The sequence below is a fragment of the Streptomyces javensis genome, from assembly GCF_039525925.1.
GTDB classification, from domain to species: Bacteria; Actinomycetota; Actinomycetes; order Streptomycetales; family Streptomycetaceae; genus Streptomyces; species Streptomyces asiaticus.
On record NZ_BAAAIF010000009.1, the window covers coordinates 91,683 to 113,789 of the forward strand.

The 22,107-nt window shown below is 69.9% G+C and carries 23 protein-coding genes and 3 pseudogenes; 14 read left to right on the forward strand and 12 right to left on the reverse strand.

Going from position 1 to position 22,107, the window contains the following annotated elements; all coding sequences use genetic code 11:
• Window positions 1-191: 191 nt before the first annotated feature.
• The 4 genes and pseudogenes from ABD329_RS11285 to ABD329_RS11300 all read left to right on the forward strand — a co-directional run bounded on the left by ABD329_RS11285 (window position 192) and on the right by ABD329_RS11300 (window position 4,629).
• Window positions 192-1,784: a transposase gene (locus ABD329_RS11285; protein WP_425574312.1), complete on the forward strand. Its 1,593-nt coding sequence runs from the start codon at window positions 192-194 to the stop codon at window positions 1,782-1,784.
• The gene (locus ABD329_RS11290; RefSeq protein ID WP_198276376.1) at window positions 1,781-2,899 is read left to right on the forward strand and encodes an AAA family ATPase; all 1,119 of its coding nucleotides are present in this window, start codon (window positions 1,781-1,783) and stop codon (window positions 2,897-2,899) included. Before ABD329_RS11285 ends, ABD329_RS11290 begins: the two co-directional genes overlap by 4 nt.
• A 74-nt stretch (window positions 2,900-2,973) precedes the next feature.
• Window positions 2,974-3,288: pseudogene (locus ABD329_RS11295) on the forward strand (TniQ family protein); the annotation flags it as partial.
• A 261-nt stretch (window positions 3,289-3,549) separates the two neighbouring features.
• Window positions 3,550-4,629 (forward strand): hypothetical protein, encoded by a 1,080-nt coding sequence (locus ABD329_RS11300; protein ID WP_246618831.1) that lies wholly within the window; start codon window positions 3,550-3,552, stop codon window positions 4,627-4,629.
• 68 nt (window positions 4,630-4,697) lie between these two features.
• On the opposite strand, the gene ABD329_RS11305 is transcribed toward ABD329_RS11300, so the two are convergent.
• Window positions 4,698-5,078 (reverse strand): hypothetical protein, encoded by a 381-nt coding sequence (locus ABD329_RS11305; RefSeq protein WP_246618832.1) that lies wholly within the window; start codon window positions 5,076-5,078, stop codon window positions 4,698-4,700.
• A 54-nt stretch (window positions 5,079-5,132) separates the two neighbouring features.
• Between ABD329_RS11305 and ABD329_RS11310 the strand changes: the two are divergent.
• Window positions 5,133-5,393, forward strand: a pseudogene (locus ABD329_RS11310) (helix-turn-helix domain-containing protein); the annotation flags it as partial.
• Between the two features lie 122 nt (window positions 5,394-5,515).
• Here ABD329_RS11310 and ABD329_RS11315 read toward each other — a convergent pair.
• From ABD329_RS11315 to ABD329_RS11325, 3 genes are all read right to left on the reverse strand, one after another.
• Complete coding sequence (locus ABD329_RS11315; RefSeq protein WP_344316316.1) at window positions 5,516-5,800, reverse strand: hypothetical protein; 285 nt, start codon at window positions 5,798-5,800, stop codon at window positions 5,516-5,518.
• A gap of 112 nt (window positions 5,801-5,912) precedes the next feature.
• Window positions 5,913-6,311: a hypothetical protein gene (locus tag ABD329_RS11320; protein ID WP_055592324.1), complete on the reverse strand. Its 399-nt coding sequence runs from the start codon at window positions 6,309-6,311 to the stop codon at window positions 5,913-5,915.
• A gap of 256 nt (window positions 6,312-6,567) precedes the next feature.
• Window positions 6,568-7,818, reverse strand: a complete 1,251-nt coding sequence (locus ABD329_RS11325) for a hypothetical protein (protein WP_198279772.1) — start codon at window positions 7,816-7,818, stop codon at window positions 6,568-6,570.
• A 200-nt stretch (window positions 7,819-8,018) separates the two neighbouring features.
• Here ABD329_RS11325 and ABD329_RS11330 point away from each other — a divergent pair, with 200 nt between their 5' ends.
• The 4 genes from ABD329_RS11330 to ABD329_RS11345 all read left to right on the forward strand — a co-directional run bounded on the left by ABD329_RS11330 (window position 8,019) and on the right by ABD329_RS11345 (window position 10,019).
• Window positions 8,019-8,354, forward strand: coding sequence for a hypothetical protein (locus ABD329_RS11330; RefSeq protein ID WP_198279773.1), 336 nt, complete (start codon window positions 8,019-8,021; stop codon window positions 8,352-8,354).
• On the forward strand, window positions 8,351-8,707 hold the full coding sequence (locus ABD329_RS11335; RefSeq protein WP_198279774.1) for a hypothetical protein: 357 nt from the start codon (window positions 8,351-8,353) through the stop codon (window positions 8,705-8,707). The genes ABD329_RS11330 and ABD329_RS11335 overlap by 4 nt, the downstream gene beginning before the upstream one ends.
• 103 nt (window positions 8,708-8,810) lie before the next feature.
• The gene (locus ABD329_RS11340) at window positions 8,811-9,206 is read left to right on the forward strand and encodes a hypothetical protein (protein ID WP_198279775.1); all 396 of its coding nucleotides are present in this window, start codon (window positions 8,811-8,813) and stop codon (window positions 9,204-9,206) included.
• A 210-nt stretch (window positions 9,207-9,416) separates the two neighbouring features.
• Window positions 9,417-10,019, forward strand: coding sequence for a class I SAM-dependent methyltransferase (locus ABD329_RS11345; RefSeq protein WP_198279776.1), 603 nt, complete (start codon window positions 9,417-9,419; stop codon window positions 10,017-10,019).
• A gap of 76 nt (window positions 10,020-10,095) precedes the next feature.
• Here ABD329_RS11345 and def read toward each other — a convergent pair whose 3' ends face one another.
• The 3 genes from def to ABD329_RS11360 form a co-directional block, all read right to left on the reverse strand.
• The gene (gene def, locus ABD329_RS11350) at window positions 10,096-10,749 is read right to left on the reverse strand and encodes a peptide deformylase (RefSeq protein WP_198279777.1); all 654 of its coding nucleotides are present in this window, start codon (window positions 10,747-10,749) and stop codon (window positions 10,096-10,098) included.
• 145 nt (window positions 10,750-10,894) lie between these two features.
• Complete coding sequence (gene trxA / locus ABD329_RS11355) at window positions 10,895-11,233, reverse strand: thioredoxin (protein ID WP_020869999.1); 339 nt, start codon at window positions 11,231-11,233, stop codon at window positions 10,895-10,897.
• A gap of 58 nt (window positions 11,234-11,291) precedes the next feature.
• Window positions 11,292-11,723, reverse strand: coding sequence for a MerR family transcriptional regulator (locus tag ABD329_RS11360; RefSeq protein WP_037954660.1), 432 nt, complete (start codon window positions 11,721-11,723; stop codon window positions 11,292-11,294).
• Window positions 11,724-11,840: 117 nt separating this feature from the next.
• Between ABD329_RS11360 and ABD329_RS11365 the strand changes: the two genes are divergently transcribed.
• Complete coding sequence (locus ABD329_RS11365; RefSeq protein ID WP_344316300.1) at window positions 11,841-13,229, forward strand: serine hydrolase domain-containing protein; 1,389 nt, start codon at window positions 11,841-11,843, stop codon at window positions 13,227-13,229.
• A 186-nt stretch (window positions 13,230-13,415) separates the two neighbouring features.
• Window positions 13,416-14,711: an SGNH/GDSL hydrolase family protein gene (locus tag ABD329_RS11370; RefSeq protein ID WP_344316301.1), complete on the forward strand. Its 1,296-nt coding sequence runs from the start codon at window positions 13,416-13,418 to the stop codon at window positions 14,709-14,711.
• Between the two features lie 32 nt (window positions 14,712-14,743).
• Here ABD329_RS11370 and ABD329_RS11375 read toward each other — a convergent pair whose 3' ends face one another.
• From ABD329_RS11375 to ABD329_RS11385, 3 genes are all read right to left on the reverse strand, one after another.
• Window positions 14,744-15,199 (reverse strand): GNAT family N-acetyltransferase, encoded by a 456-nt coding sequence (locus ABD329_RS11375; protein WP_198280732.1) that lies wholly within the window; start codon window positions 15,197-15,199, stop codon window positions 14,744-14,746.
• A 162-nt stretch (window positions 15,200-15,361) separates the two neighbouring features.
• Window positions 15,362-15,841, reverse strand: coding sequence for a MarR family winged helix-turn-helix transcriptional regulator (locus ABD329_RS11380; RefSeq protein WP_198280731.1), 480 nt, complete (start codon window positions 15,839-15,841; stop codon window positions 15,362-15,364).
• 67 nt (window positions 15,842-15,908) lie between these two features.
• Window positions 15,909-16,415: a DUF2269 domain-containing protein gene (locus ABD329_RS11385; protein ID WP_198280730.1), complete on the reverse strand. Its 507-nt coding sequence runs from the start codon at window positions 16,413-16,415 to the stop codon at window positions 15,909-15,911.
• 205 nt (window positions 16,416-16,620) lie between these two features.
• On the opposite strand from ABD329_RS11385, the gene ABD329_RS11390 reads away from it, so the two are divergent.
• The 3 genes and pseudogenes from ABD329_RS11390 to ABD329_RS48205 form a co-directional block, all read left to right on the forward strand.
• Window positions 16,621-17,253: an HAD family hydrolase gene (locus tag ABD329_RS11390; protein WP_198280729.1), complete on the forward strand. Its 633-nt coding sequence runs from the start codon at window positions 16,621-16,623 to the stop codon at window positions 17,251-17,253.
• A 351-nt stretch (window positions 17,254-17,604) separates the two neighbouring features.
• Window positions 17,605-19,119, forward strand: coding sequence for a globin domain-containing protein (locus ABD329_RS11395; protein ID WP_198280728.1), 1,515 nt, complete (start codon window positions 17,605-17,607; stop codon window positions 19,117-19,119).
• A 91-nt stretch (window positions 19,120-19,210) separates the two neighbouring features.
• Window positions 19,211-19,912 (forward strand): annotated as a pseudogene (locus tag ABD329_RS48205) (pyridoxamine 5'-phosphate oxidase family protein); the annotation flags it as partial.
• A 679-nt stretch (window positions 19,913-20,591) separates the two neighbouring features.
• Here ABD329_RS48205 and ABD329_RS11405 read toward each other — a convergent pair.
• Together ABD329_RS11405 and ABD329_RS11410 are read right to left on the reverse strand one after the other, a co-directional pair.
• Window positions 20,592-21,131, reverse strand: coding sequence for an NUDIX domain-containing protein (locus tag ABD329_RS11405; RefSeq protein WP_198280519.1), 540 nt, complete (start codon window positions 21,129-21,131; stop codon window positions 20,592-20,594).
• A 42-nt stretch (window positions 21,132-21,173) separates the two neighbouring features.
• Complete coding sequence (locus ABD329_RS11410; protein ID WP_198280518.1) at window positions 21,174-22,070, reverse strand: LysR family transcriptional regulator; 897 nt, start codon at window positions 22,068-22,070, stop codon at window positions 21,174-21,176.
• Window positions 22,071-22,107 lie beyond the last annotated feature (37 nt).

Here is a 22,107-nt window from a genome sequence, read left to right on the forward strand (position 1 = left end):
GCGAACCGCGAGCTCCGTACGCGCCGACGCTGTCGCTGGACGCCCGCTATGCGGCGAAAGCTGCGGAACTCGGAGTCACTGATCGCACTATTCGACGGTGGGTCGCCGACTATCGCCGACACAATGAGGCCGGCCTGGTCCAGCGGACAAGTCCCCAGACACGGTCCTTCGGCAGGGCCGATGACCGATGGGTGGAGACCGCGCTGGAAGTCATGGTCGAGCACACCGGAGAGTCGAAGCCATCACGCAAGATGGTCATAGATCGGACTCAGGCCCGGGTGATCGCGCGGTTCGGTCCTGAAGTCGTACCCCAGCCCAGCCAAGCCACTGCCTACCGGGTGCTCACAGAGCTGGAGCGGCGACACCCGCTGTTCCGGCTGAGTACGAAGCGCAACCGGGATATCGCCGATCGGCCGGAGGGCCCGTACGGCAAGCTGCGACCGACGCGGCCGGGCGAGTACCTGCTGATGGACTCCAACCGCCTGGACGTCTTCGCGTTCGACCCGCTGACCCTGAAGTGGGTGCAGGCCGAGCTGAGTGTCGGGATGGACTGGTACACCCGCTGCATCACGGGGATCCGGCTCACGCCGGTCTCGACGAAGGCGGTGGATGTCAGCGCAGTGCTGTTCCAGTCATTTCGGCCGCGGCCTGCGGGGCGGGACTGGCCGCGGCACGCGGTCTGGCCCGAGCACGGCATCCCCCGCACCGTCCTGGTCGACGTCAAGGGCGCCACCGGGCCGGGGCTGGCCTCGCCGCCTTTGGTTCCCGAGACGCTGGTCGTCGACCACGGCAAGGTCTACGTATCGGAGCACCTGACCAGCGTCTGCCGCCGGATGGGCATCTCCATCCAGCCGGCCCGGCTGGGGACGGGCCGCGATAAGGGGCCGGTCGAGCGCTACTTCCGGACCCTGTGGGAGGGTCTGCTGCAGGTGCTGCCCGGCTATAAGGGCCCCGACATCCACTCGCGAGGCGAGAGCCCGGAGGACGACGCGTTCTTCTTCCTCGACGAGCTTGAGGCGATCATCCGGGAGTGGACCGCGGCGGTCTATCACTGCCGGCCGCATTCCAGTCTGGTCGATCCGGGTCTGCCAGGTCTGCGGATGTCCCCGGCGAAGATGTTCGAGCACGGCATGGCGCGGGCGGGTTACATCGAAGCGCCCCGCGACCGGGACCTGGCTTACGAGTTCCTGCAGACGAAGTGGCGCACGGTCCAGCACTACGGGGTCGAGATCGGCCGCCGCCGCTACAGCGGCCCCGGCCTGCCCGAGACGGGAGTCCGCAGCCCCTACGACAGTCCGGTCAAGAACGGCTGGCCTTTCCAGGTGGACCCCGACGACATCACCCGGATCTACTTCCGCGATCCGGCTACTCGGGCCTGGCACACGCTGGTCTGGGAGCACGCGCCGTCGGCCGAGATGCCGCTGAGCGAGGACGCGTTGACGTTCGCCCGCCAACTGGCGGTCTCGAAGTATCGCTTTCCTGATGACCGGCTTGCCGTCGCTGATTTGTTGGAGCGGTGGAATCTCGGGCTGGGCACCACGATCGCCGAGCGGCGCATGGCCCTGCGGCTCGCGCGCGAGCAGGCCGCTATCGAGCTTCCGGAGAGTGAGGCGGAGACGGTCGTCTCGCTTCCCTCCGTACGCAAGGCCCTCGGTCAGGACAAGCAGACCGCGGAACTGCGGGAGCCCGACGTGGTGGCGGAGACGGGGGATGACGACGAGGTTGATCTGGAGGACCTCGCCGGGGAGGACGACTTCTACGCTGATGCCCTGGAGGACGTGTGACCGTCGGCAGCGTTCCGCAGCCGGGCAGTCTTGCCTTGTCGCGGAAGGAGGACTTCAAGGCGTTCGCCGAGAGCCCTCGCCGCAGTCGGCCCGATCTGCTGACCCGCAAGCAGCTGAAGTCCCTGCCCACGCAGGCCCGGGCGGACTACGACCGTCAGCGCCGGCAGTGGCACGCGAACATCGGCCCAGTGAAGACGCCGCAGCTGACGGAGCTCCATGAAGACCTATGGGACATCGTCGACAGCAACGAGCAGGACGGCGACAAGGCCAAGGGGGCGGTGGCCGTCGACGCGTTCCCGGGGCTGGGCAAGACGACCTCGGTGCTGGCCTTTGCACGCGACTTCCACCAGCGGGAGATCGAGGAGTCTGGAGCGTTCACGAGCCAAGGGCACGAGCGGATCCCGGTCTGCCGGGTCGGACTGACTGGGAACACCGGAATGAAGGATCTCAACCGGGCCATGCTGGAGTTCTTCGGCCACCCCGGACAGATGCGGGGGACCACCGCCCAGTTCGGACGGCGAGTGCTGGACTGCGTGCTGTCCTGCGATGTCCGCCTGGTGGTTCTGGACGATCTGCACTTTTTGAAGTGGGGACAGAAGAGCGGCATCGAGGTGAGCAACCACCTGAAGTGGATCGCCAACGAGTTTCCGGTGACGTTGCTGATGGTGGGGGTCGAGCTCGCGAAGAAGGGCCTGTTCGGCGAGGGCACGAACGGGCGCGACACCGCTCTGGCCCAGACCGGCCGCCGCACCACCCGCCTCGGGCTTCGTCCGTTCACCATCGATATGGAGGCCGGGCGCCGGGAGTGGCGGCAGATGCTGCTGGCCCTCGAACAGCGAGTCGTGCTCACCGACAAGCATCCCGGCATGCTCGCGGACGATCTGTCGGACTACCTCTTCGCCCGCAGCACCGGACACATCGGCTCGCTGATGACGCTGATCAACCGCAGCTGCCAGCGGGCGGTCCGCACCGGCGCCGAACGTCTTGACCAGGAGCTCATGGACCGGGTGAAGAACGACGAGGCATCCGAGGCCGCCCGCCTCGAACTGCAGGCCGCGCTGGAGAAGAAACGGCTGACCAGCCGCCCGCGGCCCCGGAGCCGGCGACCCGCATGAGAACGTCGGTCCGCACCCTGCCGATCCGGCTGCCTCCACTGCCCGGCGAGGCTCTGGACTCATGGCTGGAGGCGATGGCCAGGCGGATGGACACCGCGCTCGGTGATGTCCTGCTGCACTTCGGCTTCCCGGTCCGGCACCGGGCCGGAAACCAGTTCAGGGGCATCCCGGCAGACTGGACGATCGTCCTCGACGAGCAGCAGACCAATGCCGTCGCGCACGCCACCGGGACGTCCCCGGAGAAAGTCGCTGCCCTGACCCTGGCTCATTACGACGGACGGGCCCTCCACCTGAGTGCCGGGGGCCGGGCCGTGTCACGGCACGTCCTTTGGGGCCGCGGAGGGGGATCCCGGTTCTGTCCGGAGTGCCTTCATGCCACTGGTGGGCGATGGCAATTGTCCTGGAGGCTCGGTTTCTCCTTCGCCTGCACCCGGCACCGCAGGCTGCTGGCGGACTGCTGCCCGCACTGCGGGAGGGTGCCGCGGCAGCGGCCCCGTTCCGGCCGGTCCGTCCCCCGGCCTGAACTCTGCGGCAATCCACCGACCCGCCCCACCCGCCCGTTCTCGGCGGGCTGCGGCACCGATCTGACCCGCGCTTCGACACTTCTCCTGCCTCCTGGCCATCCGGTTCTCATGGCCCAAGACCGAGTGATGGAGATCATCGACGGAGCAACGGCAGCTTTCGGCCCCTACCGAACCTCTCCCCAGCCGGCCTCGGCGGTGCTGGCCGACATCCGGGCCCTGGGCATACGCGTCCTGAGCGACCTGCCCACGGCCGTCCTCCAGGAACAGATTCCGGCTGACATCGCAGAAGCTCACCTCAGCACCGATGCGGTCTCCCCGCACACCGGACAGGCCATGGAACGTCCGGGGTTCATGGCCCCGCCCCGAGCCGCAAACACGGCCGTCGCGGTCACCATGGCCCTGCGGAGCCTGCTGGAAGCAGTACGCGAGGAACTCACGCAGATCTCGGCGACCAGCATCGACAGCTGGGGCAGGGGCATCAGCCCGGTGCTGCAGTCCGTGCACCTGGCGGCCCTCGCCCCTTCCCTCCGACCCAGCGAATACGTCCGCTACCGCATCATGATCGAGACCCCCCGCCGGCCGACCCGGACCACTCGGGACATCGAGCAGCGAGCCAGGAAGATCCCCACGATGTTCTGGCCGCCCTGGACGATCCGCCTCGCACCACCTGAAGGAACCCATGCCCGGGCTCTGGCTCCCGTTCTCGCCGCCCTGTTGCTGATTCCCGACAGCCGCACATCCCTGGACCAGGCAGCCGGGCTGATCGGTGACGTCATCGACGGCACTGAGGTGTCACGCCTCCTCCAGGAAGTCGACGACCTTCCGCAATGGCCGGACATCGCCACTGCTCTGGACCGGCTCGCGGACTACCTCGGTGCCAACAGCACCCCCATCAACTACGGTCGGCGCCGACTCCTCGACTACACCGGCCTGCTTCCTCATGACCGCTGGCTGGAGATCTGCCGCCACACGGAACACCACCGGGAACCGGACGGCGCGAACGCATCGCACGCAGCCAGCTCTTCCAACGTCTCAGCGGCCTGCCCGCCGAGTCTGCCCCCGACGACCTGGGCGGGCCCGACAGTGCAGAGTTCCGGGCGACGTCCCTGCGGTTCACCGCGCTTCAGACCCCTGAACTCGCGCACGCCCTCCAGCAGGAAGCCCTCAACTTCCTGGCCTCACACCACATCCACGACGAGCCCATGACCTGGCAGCCGCCCGCCACCCTGCTGGCAGGGCTCTCCCTTCCCGGCCCCGACCCGGCACACGTCGACCTACCCCGCCTGCACCAGCTTGTCCGCGAACGCCAGCACCCTGTTCAGCACGCCGCCCAGGTTCTGGGTACGACCGTCGAGGCCATCCGACATGTTCTCGACGAACATCCAGCCCCTGCACCCCCGCTGACGAAGAGCATCGCCAGGGCCGCCGGCCGCATCCGGCAGCAGGCCCGGCAAGCCATTCCGGCAGAGCGCTTCACCCGGCTCTACCTTGACGAACACCGGTCCCTCCAGCAGATCGCCACCCTCACCGGCTTCTCCCGCAGAGTGCTGACCGACCTTGCCAAGGAGTACGGCATCCCGCTCCGAGAGGGCCCCAAGGACTACAAGCGCCGCGGCACCGTCGAACGGGCCTGGCTCATCGAGCAGTACGTCCACCGCCGCCGGACCCTGCCGGACCTCGCCCGAGAAGCTGGCATGAGCACCGCGAACATGGCCCGCTGGGCCAAGACCCACAACGTTCCGCTGCGACCACGCGGAGGATCCAGTCACAGCCAGGTACTTCGGGCAATCGACCAGGCCAGCCGAGCACCAAGCATCCTTCGGCCGGCACTCGGCGGCCAGGGGGCCAGCGAACGGTTGAGCCGATTCGCGGCTGCATCTCCCTACCCCAGCCTCGGTGCCGCAGCGAGCGGCCTCGGCCTCAACACGTTCACCCTCGTCGCACAGATCAACCGGATCGAACGAGAACTCGGTGGACCACTCCTGGTCCGGGCGGAACGAGGTAGGCCCATGACGCTCACTCCCCTGGGGAAGAAGGTGCTCAAGGCCATTCGAAAACGCAGGACAACACGATGCCCTGAGACACGGCATGATCATTCCGGGTCGGCAATGCGTCGGAACACCCCGTCGAACTCGCCGGATGCCACGAGCCCGGCAATCACGCGCACCATGCTGCCGATGCCGGGATTCCGCACGATCAGCCCGTCCGCGCAGAAGAAGCACTGCCCGGAGACCGCCTCTCCGCTCGCCTCCCAGCTCCGCATGAGCCGATCCACCTCGGCGAGAGTGAAGATCGTGGAACTCCAGCGCGACCCGTCGGCAAGATGAACCTCGGCATCGACGTTGCAGACCTCTTCGATCGCCTCGTCCGGTTCCACGAGGAAGAGCACCTGGAAGCCGGCGGCTCGAACCCGGTAGTAGGGAGCCTCCCAGTCGGCATCAGAAGCCCACCCTCGGATGCCGGGCCCGCCTGTTGCGGCATCGACGCCGTCACTGAAGCTCCTCACCCGGCGGTATGAAGGCGTCGGCGCTGTCGGCGTCCTCCACATGCCCCTGAGCATCGACTGTGATGGCAGTCGCCCGGCCCTGCGAAGTGATCAACCAGGCCAGCACCTGCTCCGTGAGAGGTGATCCACCCGGCCCTTCATCCGTCCAGTGTGCCCGCCATCCCCCACCGGGTATCGCGGCGACCACCTGATCGGCCCGCTCCAAGTGGGAGAAGTCCACGTAGTCCGTGACCTGGCGCAGTGCCCCTCGTTGCGGGTCGACCACTAAGGCTGTCCCGGTTGCGGGATCCCATCCCTCCACGCGCACCATGCGACCGATCTCGGTCTCAGTGCCATTGAAGATGGCGGTCCATCCGGTCTGATTGAAGTATCGGAGTTGCATGGCGTCATGATCCCGGAGGTCCGGCGACCTGCTCGACCTCCGTGTCGTGGAAGCCGTGGTTAGCCTGTAGGGCTCACGGAGCTTGTGGCCGACCGGCGGGCAGCCGGGCCAGCGTTGCTGCCACAGATCCGTCAGAAGCACCCGCACATCTCCAGTCAGTGGAGCCGCGACTGGCTCCCCAAGCAGGGGAGGCCGCCGAGTAGGCGGGAGAGAGTGCGGTCAGTGGATTGCTGCTTTTCTATGCTGGTGCACACATTCACTCGTTGGGGGACTCCGTTGCCAGCGGGATACCGCACCGCCAGCAGTCGTTCGCGTGGTCGTCCTGGCAGACGTAGCCGATGGCACCATCCACGCACCATTCGGCGGCCTCCTCGGAAAGCAGGTCGGGCCCGGCAAGGAGCAGCCGACGAAATTCCGTGGTGTCCGCAATGTCGGCCGGCCGGTTGGTGAACCACTCGTTGAACCAAGGCTTGTCCTGGTATATGCGCCAGTGCGCATTCTCCCGGTCGTCGACAGCCGTAAGGAACCGATCGACGATGCGCCCCCAACTCGGTGCTCCGAACCAGCCGTTGTCGGACGCACAGAAGGATTCGATCAGGGTTCGCAGGCCGAACTCCTTCTCGTGAAGGCAGTACCTTCGCCCCCATGAGATCGCGACCTGCGCCATCTCCGCGAGTTCTTCTCGCGGATCAACCTCGTGCGCCGGGTCGTCAGGGTTGTGGCAGGCCAGCCCGAGCTCGAGTACGGACTGCCCTGTCGGTAGAACCCGGGACGGGTTGACGATCGCGAGACCGAGACCGATCCAGTCGGCATGGTCGAACGACAGCATCGAGCGCACGAGTCGGGTGGTTGCCGTGTTGATCCGCATCATTGTGCCGTCGTGGAGCGGACTCTTCCCGGCATGCCAGTTCTCGACGGGTGTGTTGCGCCACACGGCGAGCGTGATGCGGGTGGCAGCGAGCCACAGCAGGGCGTCGTCGTCGAGGTGCCCGAACCGCTTGGCACACTCCTGGGCGCCGTAGGTGATCAGCTCTTCCGGTTTCGGCCACCTGTGGCTGTCGGGCTCTTCAGGCCCTTCAGGCGCGTACTCATAGTCGTCGGCGTACTCGTCGAGGATCGCACTCAACTCGGCTGCGCTGTAAGCCTCGCTGTACTCGGAGCTGTCCGGCTCTTCGACGGTGTACATGTCGTAGTCCCAGGAGACGTACACGTCGCCCCAGAGCACGACGTCATCGCACTTGCTGGCGTTGTCCGTCACAACCGGCCTGATGGTGATCGGGGCAGTACGCCCGTCGGTTCGCTCGCCGTCCTTCTCGGCGGCCCATGCGGTGATGACCCCGAGCGGCTTCGGAAGGAGAGGACCGACCTCGGTGATGCTGAACGGCTCGTCGTCGTCATCGGTGTCGAACCGGCTGTTGACGAACGCGACCGCCTCGGAGGGCGTGCTGACGATGGACTGGCTACCACTCTCGTTGTCAACTACACGCCACAACGTCCTGTTCTTCACGGTGCTCTCCGATCGCGGTGAGTGCACCCGGGGCGGGTGCGATGCGCCGGGTCGCTTGGCACTGACACCAACTTATGGGCTGATCAACCCATCCGTAGTCCCGAAGGTGCTTGTCGGCGATAACGTTCGGTACGTTCGCGTGCAACCTGCTTTTCGCGACTGCGGCGACACATCAGAGTCCAACGGCGCAGGAGGCGAAGATGGCGCTGAACAAGAAGGGTACCCGGCGCATAACCGTTGACGGGATCGAGTACCGCTGGCGGATCCGCAGGAAGCCCTCCTACATGCAGGGACTCTGCTGGACACCACTGACCTATGCGGTTGAAGCAGCCAGCGGCAGCCAGCCGGGCACGACCTTGATCGGCACCAGCGGCCAGGCCCATCCCAGCAACTGGGTGGGTGCCGAGGCAGTGCCCATCCGCCCAGCCCACGTTGCTGCCAGCATCCGAGAAGCACGGGACCGAGGCTGGGAACCAACCAAGGCCGGATCTCCTTTCCAGCTCGACCGATCCGCAGGGTTCATCGCCCACCCATGAGACAAAGCGAACAAAAGCAGTCCATATCGGTCGAACTGCCGCAGAGGCTCCAGGCCTGGTTCGCCGAGCATGAGGAACGCCTGCAATCCTGCGGAATCACGGGTGCGGTCCAGCAGTCGCCCGAGGACGGCCGAACCAAGAACAGCACCTGGATGACGCTCGAAAACGATGACTTCGTCGCCGTGCTCATCGTCTGGAGCAGCGGGGAAGCCGAGCTTGAGTACGGGGACATGGCAACAGGCCAGGTCCGACAACAGCACCGGGATCTCTGCACCTTCCAGGGCCTCCTCGACGCCATCGAGGCCGTCCACGAATGGATCCGCATAAAGGGCGAGCCGTCCGTGGAAGGGTGACCTCCGGCGAGTTCGAGAAAGCCTGGGCCGAGTTCCTTGACAGATTGCAACCCGACCCCGCCGACCTCTCGGTGTTCCGAGGGCTTCTTGGCATCATCGCGGCATGACCCCGACCCTTCCCCGCACCGTCCGAGCCGTCGACACCGCTCAGCTCCTGGACCTGGCCCAGGAGGCCGCCATGCATGGCTTCAGCCAGCGGCTCCCGGTCGACTGGCTACGAGAGCACCTCGCCGCAGAAGCGACGCACTACCTGTTCCCGACACTCGTGCAGCGGCTCACGCACCGTCCCGAGGTGCCGCTGCAGTGGAGGTGCCAGCAACTGCTGACCGTCAGCACCGGCGAGCAGATCTGGGGTCTCCTCGACGTCCTTCCCGACACCTTCGACAAGATCCCGGAGACCTTGGGCATGGCGTCCAAGAAGGACATCGTCAACCGCATCGAGCAAGCAGTGAAGGTGCGGGAGTGGATGGAACGGACGGCCGCCGATGCAGGTTCATGAGGTCCGGCGCAGCCGGCTGGGCAGTCTGAGGAAATGACATCGATCTGAGACAGCCGCTTGCCGACACGCCGTGAGACTGGAGGGGAACGTCCTGGTCACAGCGGCGGCGCCTGACACCGAAAGTGAGAACCTACAGCAGGTCGGCCCAGGCCTTGCTGGTTCCGCAAAGAACTTTGCCAGGTGAGCCTGGGTGGCGGCAGGTTGGTGGGCATGGACAGACAGTTCTGGGACGACATGTACGGCAGTCGTGAACAGCTCTTCAGCGGCGCGCCCAACGGGGTGCTGGTCAGCGAGGTCGCCGAGCTGCCGCCCGGGCAGGCGCTCGATGTGGGGTGCGGGGAGGGTGGCGACGCGGTCTGGCTGGCTCGGCGGGGGTGGCAGGTGACCGCGGTGGACATCTCCCGGGTCGCCCTGGAGCGCGCCGCCGCGGCGGGCGCGGACCTCGGGGGCCGGGTGGCGTGGACGCGGGCCGATCTGACCAGTAGGCGGCCACCGGCCGCGGCGTTCGACCTGGTGTCGGTCCAGTACTTTCCGCTCAAGCGCCGGCCGGACCACGCCGCGCTGCGCGGTCTGCTGGACGCCGTCGCGCCCGGGGGCACACTGCTGTTCGCCACGCATGACCTGGCCGATCTGAGCCCGCACCCGGAGCAGGACTTCGACCCCCGGGACTACTACCAGCCCGACGAGATCGCCGGGGTGCTCGACGACGACTGGACGGTTGTGGTCAACGAGACCCGTCCACGCACCGCTCCCGCCCCCGCCGGCACCCACCACACCCATGACACCGTGCTGCGGGCGCGACGGCTGCGATAAGCGGTGGCCGCGACAGGCGACGGCCGCGACACGCGACGGCCGCGACAGGCGGCCGGGTCGCGGCGGCCGGGGCCGGTCAGGGCTGGAGCTGGTGGCCCAGGGCCTTCGCCTTCTCCACGCGCCGGGCGAGGACCTCCTCGTGACGGTCCGCCATCTGCCGCAGCGCGTCCTTGCGGTCGCGCTTGGAGAGCCGGTCGATGTAGAGGTGCCCCGAGAGATGGTCGGCCTCGTGCTGTAGACACCGGGCGAAGTAACCGGTGCCCTCGATCACCAGCGGGTTGCCGTCCTTGTCGACGCCGCGGACCACGGTGCGGTCGGTGCGCGGTACGTCCATCCGCGCGCCCGGTACGGACAGACAGCCCTCGGTCTCCTCGATGAGCAGCCGGTGGGCCGGGTCGGGCTGGTCCAGGACGGGGTTGATGATGTGGCCGATGTGCCGTACGCCGTGGTCGTCCGGGCAGTCGTAGACGAACAGCCGCAGATCGACGTCGACCTGATTGGCGGCCAGCCCGGCGCCGTCGGCGATGTACATGGTGAGGAACATGTCGTCGATGAGGGCGCTCAGCTCGGGTGTGCCGAACTCGGTCACCTCGCGGCAGGAGCGGCGCAGCACCTCCTCACCGACCTCGGTGATCCGGCGCGGGGAGCCGCGCCCGGCCTCGGGAGGCAGCGCCGGATAGGAGTCGACGGGTTTCCCCTGTACCAGGACGCGCACCGCTGACCTCACCATTTCCGCCCCCACTGCCGGCCGTCCGATGGCCCCTCACGGCCGCTGAGGCCGCCCCCGCTGATGGTCATGTCCGGCCAACGTAGCAGGGGCGGTTCGGCCGCGGCTCCGGCGCGCGTCAGATCGCGTCAGATCGCGAGGTACGGGGTCAGAGCGCTTCGCCGAGCTCCTCCAGCAGCCGCCGCTTGCTGCGGGCCCCGACCAGCGACCGCACCGGCTCGCCCGACCGGAAGAGCATTAGGGTCGGCATCGAGAGCACCCCGTACGCGTTGGTGGTGGACGGGTTCTCGTCCACGTCCAGGGACACCACCTTCAGCCGGTGGCCCTCCTCCTGGGCGATCTCCGCCAGCACCGGCGCGATCATCCGGCACGGGGGGCACCACGAGGCGGTGAACTTCACCAGCACGGGCAGCTCGGCCGCCAGCACCTCCTCGGCGAAGGTGGCGTCGGTGACCGTGGCCACTCCCCCAGTGTGTGTCAGTGACATGTCATCTCTCCCTTGGCGTCTCTGTGGTGCGTGTGGAGCTGTCGTGGTTACGGCGCGCTCACGGGCCGGGCGGTGTCAGCTCGCAGCGCGGTTCCGGGGCCCCTTCGGGCGCCGTCGCCGCGGCCTCCAGCTCCGCGCGGGCCCGCTCCGCCTGGACGAGCTGTGTTCCGACCCGCTCCCGGATGGCGCTCAGCCGGGCGATGCACTCGTCCAGCTCGGCGAGCTTGCGCCGGTAGACGTCCAGCGAGGCGGGGCAGGAGTCACCGGCCGGATGGCCGGAGCGCAGGCACTCGACGAACGGACGCGTCTCCTCCAGCTCGAAGCCGAAGTCCCGCAGCGTGCGGATCTGCTGGAGCAGCCGCAGGTCCTCCTCGTCGTACGACCGGTAACCATTGCCGGTGCGGCGCGCGGGCAGCAGCCCGAGCGACTCGTAATAGCGCAGGGTGCGGGTGGTCGTACCCGCCCGTTCGGCCAGCTCTCCGATCCGCATGACCTGACGGTAGACCTTGACCCCGGCGTAAAGGCCAGAGCGCCGTGCGGGACTTGGGGCTCCGCGGCCGCCGACCGATGACTGACCGTTGTCGGACCCTCGCCGTAGAGTGCCGATATGACCACACCCGACGCGGATGAGTTCGCCGAGCCGCTGCCCGCCACCCGCCGTGCTCTGCTGCGGCGCCTTGCCCGCGGCCAGGCCGAGGGCCGTGCCCCGTCCCTGGTGGGGGCCGTGGTGCGGGAGGGGCAGCTGGTGTGGACGGGTTCGCGCAGCTCCGGGGAGGGATCCGCACCGGACGCCGACACCCAGTACCGCATCGGCTCCCTGACCAAGACCTTTGTGGCGGTCCTGGTGATGCGGCTGCGCGACGAGGGGCTGCTGGACCTGGGCGATCCGCTGGCCAAGCACATGGACGTGCCGGAGGCCGGGGGCGCGACCGTCGCCCAGCTCCTCGCCCACACCTCGGGTCTCGCCGCCGAGGCCCGTGGCCCGTGGTGGGAGCGCACGCCCGGGGCGCTGCGGCCCGAGACGGCCGATATCTTCGGCGAGCGCCCGCTGATCCATCCCGCGGGCCGCCGTCACCACTACTCCAACCCCGGTTTCGCGCTGCTCGGCGCGCTGGTCGAGCGGCTGCGCGGAGCGCCCTGGGGCGAGGTGCTCGCGCGCGAGGTGCTGGAGCCGCTGGCGATGGGGCGTACCTCGCTCGAGCCGCGGGCGCCGCACGCCGGGGGATGGGCCGTGCACCCCTGGGCGGATGTGCTGCTGCCCGAACCGGCCGAGGACACCGGGCGGATGGGCCCGGCCGGGCAGCTCTGGTCGACCGCCGGGGATCTGGCCCGCTTCGCCGCCTTCCTGCTGGACGGGGACGAGCGGGTGCTCGGCGCGGAGTCGCTGGCCGAGATGCGGGTGCCCGCCGTCGCCCCCGAGGAGGGGGACTGGGACGGCGGCTACGGACTGGGGACGCAGCTCGTCCGCACCGGCGGACGGTTCCTTTACGGCCACACCGGCTCCATGCCCGGCTTCCTGGCCACGCTGTGGGTGAGCGCCGAGGACCGGCTGGCCGGGATCGCGCTGGCCAACGCCACCGCGGGGCCCGCGATCGGCTCCATCGCCGCCGACCTCATACGGATCGTGGCGGAGCACGAGCCCCCCATCCCCGAGCCGTGGCGGCCGCTGACCGAGGTCGATCCGGCGCTGCTGGCGCTGACCGGACCCTGGTACTGGGGGCCGCGCGCCTACCACCTGCGGCTGCGCGCGGACCGTGGACTGGAGCTGTCCCCGGCCACCGGGGGCGGCCGGGCCTCCCGCTTCAGGGCCGAGCCGGACGGCACCTGGACGGGGCTCGACGGGTATTACGCGGGGGAGACCCTGCGGGTGGTCGAGGGGGAGGGCGGCGCCCCGGTCCATCTGGACCTGGGCACCTTCGTGTTCACCCGGGAGCCCTACGCCCCGGGAGACGTGGTGCCCGGCGGCGTCGACCCGGAGGGCTGGCGCGCCCTCTGAGGGGAGGTGACCGGGGGGTGGGAGCGGGATGCCGCGCTCCGGCGGAGTGTTCCGGCGGGGCGTTGAGGGCCCGGCGGCCGTAGCCTGACCCCGCCAGTGGTACGCACGGCTGGGGGCTGGGTCGGCGGTGCGGCGGGCGGCAGATTGGTCTCCGGTTTCATCCGCCCCTCCCCCAGGAGCCCCGCCGTGCGCTCGTCCACGCTTCGTCTCAGTGCCTCCCTGCTAGCCCTCACCACCGTCATGGCCGCCTCCGTGGCCGCCTCCGGGACGGCCACCGCCCGGCCCGGCGGTCCGGCGGCCGACCGTGACCGGCCGGGGACCGTCTGGTCGGCCGGGTGGGCCGCCCCCGTCCAGCGCCCCAGCTCGGGCTTCGAGAAGAACTGGGCCGAGAGCGGCTTCGCCGAGCGCACCGCCCAGACCCTGCGTCAGGTCGTCCGGGTGACCGGCGGCGGCTCGGCCGCCCGGATCAGGCTGTCGAACCGCTATGGCACCACCCCGCTGCGGATCGCGGGCGCGACCATCGCCCGTACCGCGCACGGCGCCGCCGTCCACGGCGCGAGCCTGCGCCCGCTGACCTTCGGACACCGGCGGTCGGTGGAGATCGGGGCGGGCGGGGAGACGGTGAGCGACGCGGCCCCGCTGCGCGTGGCGGCACGTCAGCCGGTCACGGTCACGCTGTACTTCGACCGTCCGACCGGCCCCGCCACCTTCCACGCCCAGGCGTACGCCCGCAGCTTCCGCGCGGACGGCGACCACCGCGCCGACCGCGCCGGAGCGGCCTTCACCGAGACCACCCACTCCTGGTACTACCTCTCCGATGTCGAGGTCACCGGCGGTCCTCGGCACCCGGGCACGGTGGTGGCCTTCGGCGACTCGATCACCGACGGCTTCGGCTCGACCTACGACGCCGACCACCGCTGGCCGGATCTGCTGGCCGGGCGCCTCGCGGCCGCGGGCACCCCGCGCCCCGTCCTCAACTCCGGGATCGGCGGCAATCTGCTGCTGCACGACTCGGCCTGGTACGGCGACCGGGCGGGCGCCCGCTTCCGGCGCGATGTCCTGGACAAACCGGGCGTACGGTCGGTGATCCTGCTCCAGGGGCTCAACGACATCGGCTTCAGCGAGGTCGATCTGCCCACCTACAAGCCCAATCCGCAGGTTTCGGCCGATGAGGTGATCGCCGGTTACCGGGAGCTGATCGGTCTCGCCCACACCCGCGGGATCAAGGTCATCGGCGGGACGATCCTCCCGTTCAAGGGCGCCGAGTACCACACCCCGCGCTCCGAGGCGAAGCGCACCGCGATCAACGAGTGGATCCGCACCTCGGGCGCCTTCGACGCGGTCGTCGACTTCGCGGAGGTCATGGCCGCGCCGTCCGATCCGCTGCGGCTGAACCCGGCGTACGACTCGGGCGACTTCAAGCACCCGAACGACGCGGGCTACCGGCGGATGGCCGAGGCCGTCGACCTCGCGACGCTGTGAGGCCGCCGACGGGCAAGTGGGACCAGGCCGGTTCAGGCCAGCGGCAGCTTGAAGCCGACGTGGCTGGCCTCGAAGCCGAGCCGCTCGTAGAAGCGGTGGGCGTCGATTCGGGTCGCGTCCGAGGTGAGCTGCACCAGCACACACCCCTCGCGGCGCGACTCCTCGACGGCCCACTCGATCAGCTGGGTGCCGAGCCCGCCGCCGCGCTCCTCGGAGTGGATCCGGACGCCTTCGATGATCGAGCGCGTGGCGCCGCGCCGCGACAGCCCGGGGATCACGGTCAGCTGGAGGGTGCCGACGGTGCGGCCCTCCCGGACCGCGACGACCAGCCGCTGCTGGGGATCCGAGTCCAGCCGCTCGAAGGCGGCGCGGTACGGGGTCAGGTCGTCCGGGGACTCCCGGCCGGCGCCGAGCGGGTCGTCCGCCAGCATGGCCACGATCGCCGGGATGTCATCGACGGTCGCGCGCCGTATCTCGAAGTCGCTCATGCGGTGGAGCCTACGCCGAGGCACGCGAGCCCCGGACGGCGCGACTGGCCCGTGGCCACCGGGTATCGGCACGTCCCGGGATCGGCACATCCCCGGATCAGCCCGCCTCGGGATCGGCCCGCCTCGGGATCGGCCCGCCTCGGGATCGGTGTGTCCGGCCCATCAGCACGTGGTGCCGGTCAGCCCCTCCACAGCGGCGACGAGGGGCGCCAGTTCCGGCCGCCTGGCGGCCTCGGCGAGGGCTTCGCGCAGCGCGGTGTCATGCGTCGGCCGCGCCTCCTCCAGGAGCTTCAGCCCCTCGTCGCTGACGTCGGTGTAGATGCCGCGGCGGTCGCCGGGGCAGATGTAGCGGGCGAGCAGACCGCGGTCCTCCAGCCGGGTGACCAGCCGGGTCGTGGCGCTCTGGCTGAGCACGACGGAGTCAGCGAGCTGCTTCATCTGGAGATGTCCGCCGTCGCCGTCGTGCTGCCCGCTGAGTACGTTGAGCACGGAGAATTCGCGGACGCTCAGGTCGTGCCTGGCCTGTAGCGCACGCTCGACATGCGTCTCTATCCGGCCGTGCAGGGAGGACAGGGCGCACCAGCCCTGGGCCAGGGCCTGTTCTGCGGGCGGGGCGACGGCGCCGTGCGGTTCGTCCGGCATGGAACCCCTCCTTGGTGGGTGAGCGGATTCCAGGATAGTCCAGGGATGAAAAAGACCGCGTATGCAATTATCGGCGCTTTGTCGCCCGCAGCCGTCGCCCCCGGGCGGTCAGCCCCCAGGGCTTGATCACCGAGATCGCGGTGAGAAAGGTATAGACGCCCAGGCTGACCGACGGCGCCAGGATCAGATCCGTGGTCGCCCCGACCGTCCGCCCCGCCACCACATCGGCCATCGCGGAGTCGATCCGGGCGCGCAGGGCGAACGCCGTGGCGGCGGTGGTGATCATCGTCAGCCAGAACTTCATATACACCCACCGGTGGCGCGCCAGCCCCCAGGGTGTCCCCAGCGACAGCACGATCCCGCTGACCAGCGACAGCAGGCTGATCGGGATCAGCAGCCAGTCGCCCAGCACATTCATGGACCGGTACGCCGCCCCGGCCTCCTCGGCCGAGCCGGCCGTGGCTCCGGTGATCCCCAGGGCCAGCACCCCGAGGGTCAGCCCGAGCCATCCGACGGAGGCGACGACATGAACGACGAGGAGGCCCCGGCGCGCGGGGCGGGTGAGTTGCCGCATGCCCTCACCGTGGCCGCGCGGCGGCCCCCCGGGCGTCTGACGGCGGGAGTATCCGCGCGTACTCCCGGTGGCGCGGGCGAACCGGTGCGATGGCTCCGGGCGGGGCCGGGCCATTGGCGTCAGGCCGGGCCATTGGCGTCGGGCCGGGCCGTTGGTGCGGGGCCGGGGCGGTGATGGCCGGGAGGTGCATCTACGCTCGGCTGGTATGACCAGACTGCATCTGTTCGATCTGGACGGGACGCTCATCCACGGCTCGGCCGCCGCGATCGAGATCTCCCGGCAGCTCGGTCTGGAGCGGGAGATCGCCGCGCTGGAGCGGGCGTTCGCGGGCGGGGAGCTGACGACGGCCCAGTTCGCGGAGCGAGCCTGTGCGCTGTGGGAGGCGCTGACGGAGGAGCACGTGGCAGCGGCGTTCGAGGGGGCGCCGTGGCTGGCCGGGATCCGTGAGGTGTGGGCGGACATCCGGGCGCGGGGCGAGCGCTGCGCGGTGATCTCGCTCTCGCCGGGCTTCTTCGTGTCGCGGCTGCTGGAGTGGGGCGCGGACGCCACGTACGGCTCGACCTGGCCCGCCGTGCCGTTCCGGGAGCCGGTGGATCCGGCGGGGATCCTGACCCCGGCCGCGAAGGTCCGGATCGCCGATGAACTCTGTACGAAGTTCGGCTTGACCAGGGATCACTGCGTGGCCTACGGGGATTCCCTCTCGGACGCCGAACTGTTCACGGTGGTGCCGGTCTCGGTCGCCGTGAACGCCGACCACCATGTGAGCGAAATCGCATCCCACGCCTATACCGGTCGTGATCTCCGAGAAGCTTACGAATTGATGAGTAACCACACGTAACTATCGGTAATTACGTGAGTTGGTGGGTGTAACAGATGTGGGGCACTTGGGGCTTGTGAATTCATCCGGGGCCGGTAGGGTCGGGTCCGGTTCCGTGCGGCGTGCTGTAACGGGGTCAGAACGGGCATCCCAGGCCAACCAGCATATCGGGAACACAGCTCCCGTTTCCCGGACTTCGGGCTATGCACCCGGCGCGGGGAACGAGCATGGCATGCTGCCCGGAAGAGAGTTGCAGAGAGGGTCGGTACGACCATTCTCGCTTGAACCAGTGCACCAGGACGGGGAATTGCGGGCACATTCCGGCAGCGGAAGTGCGAAGACCGACAGAAAGATGTTCGAGGCGAGGCACCCATGGACGCTCCGACCACCACATCGTCGGCCGGCAGCGACGGCTCCGGCGGAAACAGTGGCGACTGGGGCTGGTTCACCCCGAGCAGGAAACCGGCCGACGACCGCAGGGCCCCGGACCAGCAGAGCGAAGAGCGTGCGCCCAGTCGCCCGGTGAACCCGATACGGCCGGTCGGCACCGAGGCCGACCGCCGTACGCCCCCGGCCGCGGCCCCCGCGCCCGGCCCGGGAGCGGGCGACCGCGGCACCGACGACCGCCGCCCGGACGACCGCCGGGCCCCCGGCCCCGCCGCCCGCGGGAGCGAGGAGCATCAGCGCCCCGACGAGGTGGCCCCGGCCCCGCAGGACGTCCGGCCCGGCCCCGACTCGCCGTTCGCCGTCCCCGAGACCGCCTCGCCCGACGCGATCCTGCTGCGCCGCACCATGGCCGAGGTCGAGCCCATCAGCGACAAGGTCACCTCGTACTTCTACGCGCTGCTCTTCGTCCAGCACCCCGAGCTGCGGCCGCTCTTCCCCGCCGCGATGGACGCCCAGCGCGACCGGCTGTTCAAGGCGATCCTCACCGCCGCCCGGCTCATCGACGACCTCGACATCCTCACCGAGTTCCTCACCCGGCTCGGCCGTGGCCACCGCAAGTACGGCACCCAGCCCGAGCACTACCCCGCCGTCGGCGAGTGCCTGATCGGCGCGCTCACCCGCTACGCCGTCAGCACCTGGAGCGACGAGGCCGAGGCCGCCTGGGTGCGCGCCTACACCCAGATCTCCCAGATCATGATCGACTCGGCGGCCGAGGACGAGCTGATCGCCCCCGCGTGGTGGCAGGCCGAGGTGGTCGGGCATGAGCTGCGCACCCACGACATCGCCGTGATCACCGTCCGCCCGGACCAGCCGTACCCCTTTCTGGCGGGCCAGTACACCTCACTGGAAACGCCCTGGTGGCCGCGGGTCTGGCGGCACTATTCATTCGCCGCCGCGCCGCGCTCCGACGGGCTGCTCTCCTTCCATGTGAAGGCCGTGCCGGCCGGATGGGTGTCCTCCGCGCTGGTGCACCGGGCCCGCCCCGGCGATGTGATCCGCCTCGGGCCCCCCGCCGGTTCCATGACGGTCGACCACGCCAGCGACAACGGGCTGCTCTGCCTCGGCGGCGGCACCGGTATCGCGCCGATCAAGGCGCTGGTCGAGGACGTCGCCGACCACGGCCGCAACCGTCCGGTCGAGGTCTTCTACGGCGCCCGCAACGATCACGATCTGTACGACATCGACACCATGCTGCGGCTGGCCCAGAAGCATCCGTGGCTCGCGGTCCGCCCCGTCGTCTCCGACGGCCCGACCAACGGCCTCAGCGGTCGGCTGCCCGACGCCGTGCGGCAGTACGGCCCGTGGAACGCGTTCGACGCCTATCTCTCCGGGCCGCCCGGGATGATCCGCAGCGGTGTCGACGCCCTGATGGGCGTCGGCATTCCGTCGCACCGCATCCGGCACGACTCCATCGAGGAGCTCGCCGCGGCCGCGGAATAGGACGCGGGCCCGACGGCATACGGCGAAAACACCAACACTAGGCAGGCATTCCGGCGATTCCGGACGGCGAATCAGGACGGGGACGAGAACCGTGGACAGTGCGGAGCACCTGGACGACCGCGCGTGGCGTCCCGGGAGCGACGGCGAACACCAGCTACAGCGGCGACTGGACACCGTCGGCCGCGCCGACCGCTTCTACGACGATCAGGTGCTGGACCACCTGAATGTCCGGATGCGGGAGTTCATCGAGCGCCAGGAAATGTGCTTTCTGGCCACCTCCGACCGGCACGGGGAGTGCGACAGCACGTTCCGGGCCGGTCCGCCCGGCTTTCTGAGAGTGCTCGACACGCGCACGCTGGCCTATCCCGAATATCGGGGAAACGGCGTCATGGCCAGCCTCGGCAATATCCAGGAGAACCCCCACCTGGGCATTCTCATGGTCGACTTCTTCCGGGACCGGATCGGGCTGCATGTGAACGGCCGGGCCCGGGTGGTGGAGGACGCCGAGATGCGCGCGGCACACCATGGGCTGCCGGAGGACCCGGTGCCGGGGCGGCGCGCGGTGGTGTGGGTCGAGGTGACCGTCGAGGAGGCGTACATCCACTGCGCCAAGCACATTCCGCACCTCCAGAAGGTCCCGGCGCAGCGGCGCACCGGCGGTGGTGACGCGGCCCGGCGCCGGGGGTCATCCAATGACCAGGCCCTCGAGCACGACCGGGAGCGGGACTGGGGGACGGACGACGTCAAGCGGAAGGGTGGCGACTTCTTCGGCGCCGCGGCGGAGGCCCGCGAAGGCCGCAGGGTCCCGCCCGCTCCGCCTACTTCTCCCGCGCCGCCTGCTCCGTCTGCCCCTCCTGAGCCGCCTGGTCCGTCCGCCTCTCCTGCCCCGCCTGCTCCGTCTGCCCCTCCTGCTCAGCCCGCTCCACCCGTGGCGCCTGCCCCGCCCGTCTCACGGCCCTCCTGGGCTGTGGACCTGCCGGGCCAGGCTGCCCGGCCTCTCCCGGCCGCTCGGGCCGAGCTGGAGGTCTCGGTCCCTCAGGCTCCGGCTTCCCTGGCGGCCCCGGCTGCACCGGCCCCGGACCCTCAGCCCCTGACAGACACGGACACTCAGGTTCTGGCCATCCCCCCTGCCCCGCCCACCTCACCGGTCTCGTGGCCGGTGGGCCTGCCTGCCCAGACCGCCCCGCCGACCCCGGCCGCGCAAGCCGACGCGGTGGCCGACGCCGCTCCGCGGGCCGCTGAGCCCTCCGCCGTGCGTGATCTCAGCCCGGCCATCCGGCCGCCGGTCCGGCCCGACGCGGGGCCCGAGGACTGGCGGGAGGAGGCCGAGCGGGTGCTGGCCGAGGCGCGTCAGCGGGCGGCCCGGAAGACCCAGCAGCCGTTCAGCGGCTGGTTCCGTTAGGTACTGCCCCGATAGAGCTCAGCCCTGCCGGTCCTGTTCGCGATGATCGCCCGGCAGGGCCTCGCCGCGCTCAGCCGAGGTCGTCCGCGAGCAGGGCCAGCACACCCTCGATGTTGGCGTCGAGATACGCCCGCAGCGAGGGCGGCACCACCTCGACCGAGGCGATCCCCTCGCGGGTGAACGGGACGCTCACCACGTCGTACTCCCCGCACGGCTCGTCCACCTCCGGGCCGTGCCGCCGGGTGAGGTCCATCGAGGCGAGTCTGCAAACGAAGAAGTGCTGCACCTTCACACCGGCACCGGCACTGGCACTGGCACCGGCACCGGCCGGGCCCGCGCCCCCGGCGCCCTCAGCGCTCTCATCGGGGTGCGGGACGGTGTCGACGAAGGCGGGCACCACATCCGTCACCTTCGCGCCCAGCTCCTCGTCCACCTCGCGGTACAGGGCCTCGACGACGGTCGCGTCCTCGGGCTCCATCCCGCCGCCCGGAGTGATCCAGTACGGCGCCTGGCCGGGCTTGGTGCGCTTGATCAGGATCATGCGGGGCGCGGTGTCGCCCTCGAGGAGAATGGCGCGGGCGGTGCGCTTGACCACGGGTCGTTCGGTCATGCAGGACATCTGCCGCACCCGTGGTCCCGCGAAACCACTTACTCACCAATCGACAGCCGCGCGCAACAGCCACTCGTGCGCCCGCGCGATATGCGGCAGCGCGAGTGCCCCGGTCCGCACCACCAGGAAATAGGTGCGCAGCGGTGGCACCGGCGGGTTGAGCAGCGCCACCACCTCCCCGGCGTCCAGCGCGTCCATGCAGAGATAGCGCGGCAGAACGCCGAGCCCCGCACCCTGCGCGACGCAGGCGAGCACCGCGCGCAGATCGGGCGCGATGATCGTGCCGGCGGTGACCGGCCGGGTGTCGAAGACGGCCGACCAGTAGCGGGTGACCAGCGGCAGGCTCTCGTGCACCTCGACGACGGGCAGTGCCTCCAACGCGCGTACGCCCTTGACCTGGAGCACCGCTGGGCCGCCGAGCCGGGCGGCCCAGCGCGGGGCCGCGACCAGCACATGTTCCTCGTCGCACAGCGGGGTGGCGGCCAGCAGCCGCCCCCGGGGCCGGGCGGTGGTGATGGCCAGGTCGTGATGGCCGGCGCCCAGCCCCTCGAACAGCTCCTCGGCGCTGCCGAAGGCGCAGCGCACCGCCAGGCCCTGGGTGACCAGGGTGGTCAGCGCGGGCAGGGCGCGCAGCGCGGTGAACTCCGGGGGGCCCGCGAGATGCAGGGTGCGCAGCGCCGAGCGGTCGTCCAGACCCGCCTCGGCGATCTCCACCAGGGCGTCGAGGTGCGGCGCGGCCTTGTGGGCGAGTTCGTCCCCGACGGTGGTGGGGATGACGCCGCGCGCCGTACGGAGGAACAGGGGGCGGCCGAGCTGCCGCTCCAGGGTGCGTATCTGGCCGGTGACGGCGGGCTGGGAGAGCCCGAGCAGTCCGGCGGCGCGGGTGAAGGACCCGGCGCGGTGAACCGCGACAAAGGTGCGTAAGAGGGCCAGATCCATGCGGTTCCCCTCGCCTCGTCGAGCCCCGAACGCATGC

Bases quoted from the DNA above. Each gene is read 5' to 3' on its own strand.
- ABD329_RS11300 (WP_246618831.1), top strand. From the start codon at position 3,550: ATGGAGATCATCGACGGAGCAACGGCAGCTTTCGGCCCCTACCGAACC.
- ABD329_RS11320 (WP_055592324.1), bottom strand. From the start codon at position 6,311: ATGCAACTCCGATACTTCAATCAGACCGGATGGACCGCCATCTTCAAT.
- ABD329_RS11330 (WP_198279773.1), top strand. From the start codon at position 8,019: ATGGCGCTGAACAAGAAGGGTACCCGGCGCATAACCGTTGACGGGATC.
- ABD329_RS11335 (WP_198279774.1), top strand. From the start codon at position 8,351: ATGAGACAAAGCGAACAAAAGCAGTCCATATCGGTCGAACTGCCGCAG.
- ABD329_RS11340 (WP_198279775.1), top strand. From the start codon at position 8,811: ATGACCCCGACCCTTCCCCGCACCGTCCGAGCCGTCGACACCGCTCAG.
- ABD329_RS11345 (WP_198279776.1), top strand. From the start codon at position 9,417: ATGGACAGACAGTTCTGGGACGACATGTACGGCAGTCGTGAACAGCTC.
- def (WP_198279777.1), bottom strand. From the start codon at position 10,749: ATGGTGAGGTCAGCGGTGCGCGTCCTGGTACAGGGGAAACCCGTCGAC.
- trxA (WP_020869999.1), bottom strand. From the start codon at position 11,233: ATGTCACTGACACACACTGGGGGAGTGGCCACGGTCACCGACGCCACC.
- ABD329_RS11360 (WP_037954660.1), bottom strand. From the start codon at position 11,723: ATGCGGATCGGAGAGCTGGCCGAACGGGCGGGTACGACCACCCGCACC.
- ABD329_RS11365 (WP_344316300.1), top strand. From the start codon at position 11,841: ATGACCACACCCGACGCGGATGAGTTCGCCGAGCCGCTGCCCGCCACC.
- ABD329_RS11375 (WP_198280732.1), bottom strand. From the start codon at position 15,199: ATGAGCGACTTCGAGATACGGCGCGCGACCGTCGATGACATCCCGGCG.
- ABD329_RS11380 (WP_198280731.1), bottom strand. From the start codon at position 15,841: ATGCCGGACGAACCGCACGGCGCCGTCGCCCCGCCCGCAGAACAGGCC.
- ABD329_RS11385 (WP_198280730.1), bottom strand. From the start codon at position 16,415: ATGCGGCAACTCACCCGCCCCGCGCGCCGGGGCCTCCTCGTCGTTCAT.
- ABD329_RS11390 (WP_198280729.1), top strand. From the start codon at position 16,621: ATGACCAGACTGCATCTGTTCGATCTGGACGGGACGCTCATCCACGGC.
- ABD329_RS11395 (WP_198280728.1), top strand. From the start codon at position 17,605: ATGGACGCTCCGACCACCACATCGTCGGCCGGCAGCGACGGCTCCGGC.
- ABD329_RS11405 (WP_198280519.1), bottom strand. From the start codon at position 21,131: ATGACCGAACGACCCGTGGTCAAGCGCACCGCCCGCGCCATTCTCCTC.
- ABD329_RS11410 (WP_198280518.1), bottom strand. From the start codon at position 22,070: ATGGATCTGGCCCTCTTACGCACCTTTGTCGCGGTTCACCGCGCCGGG.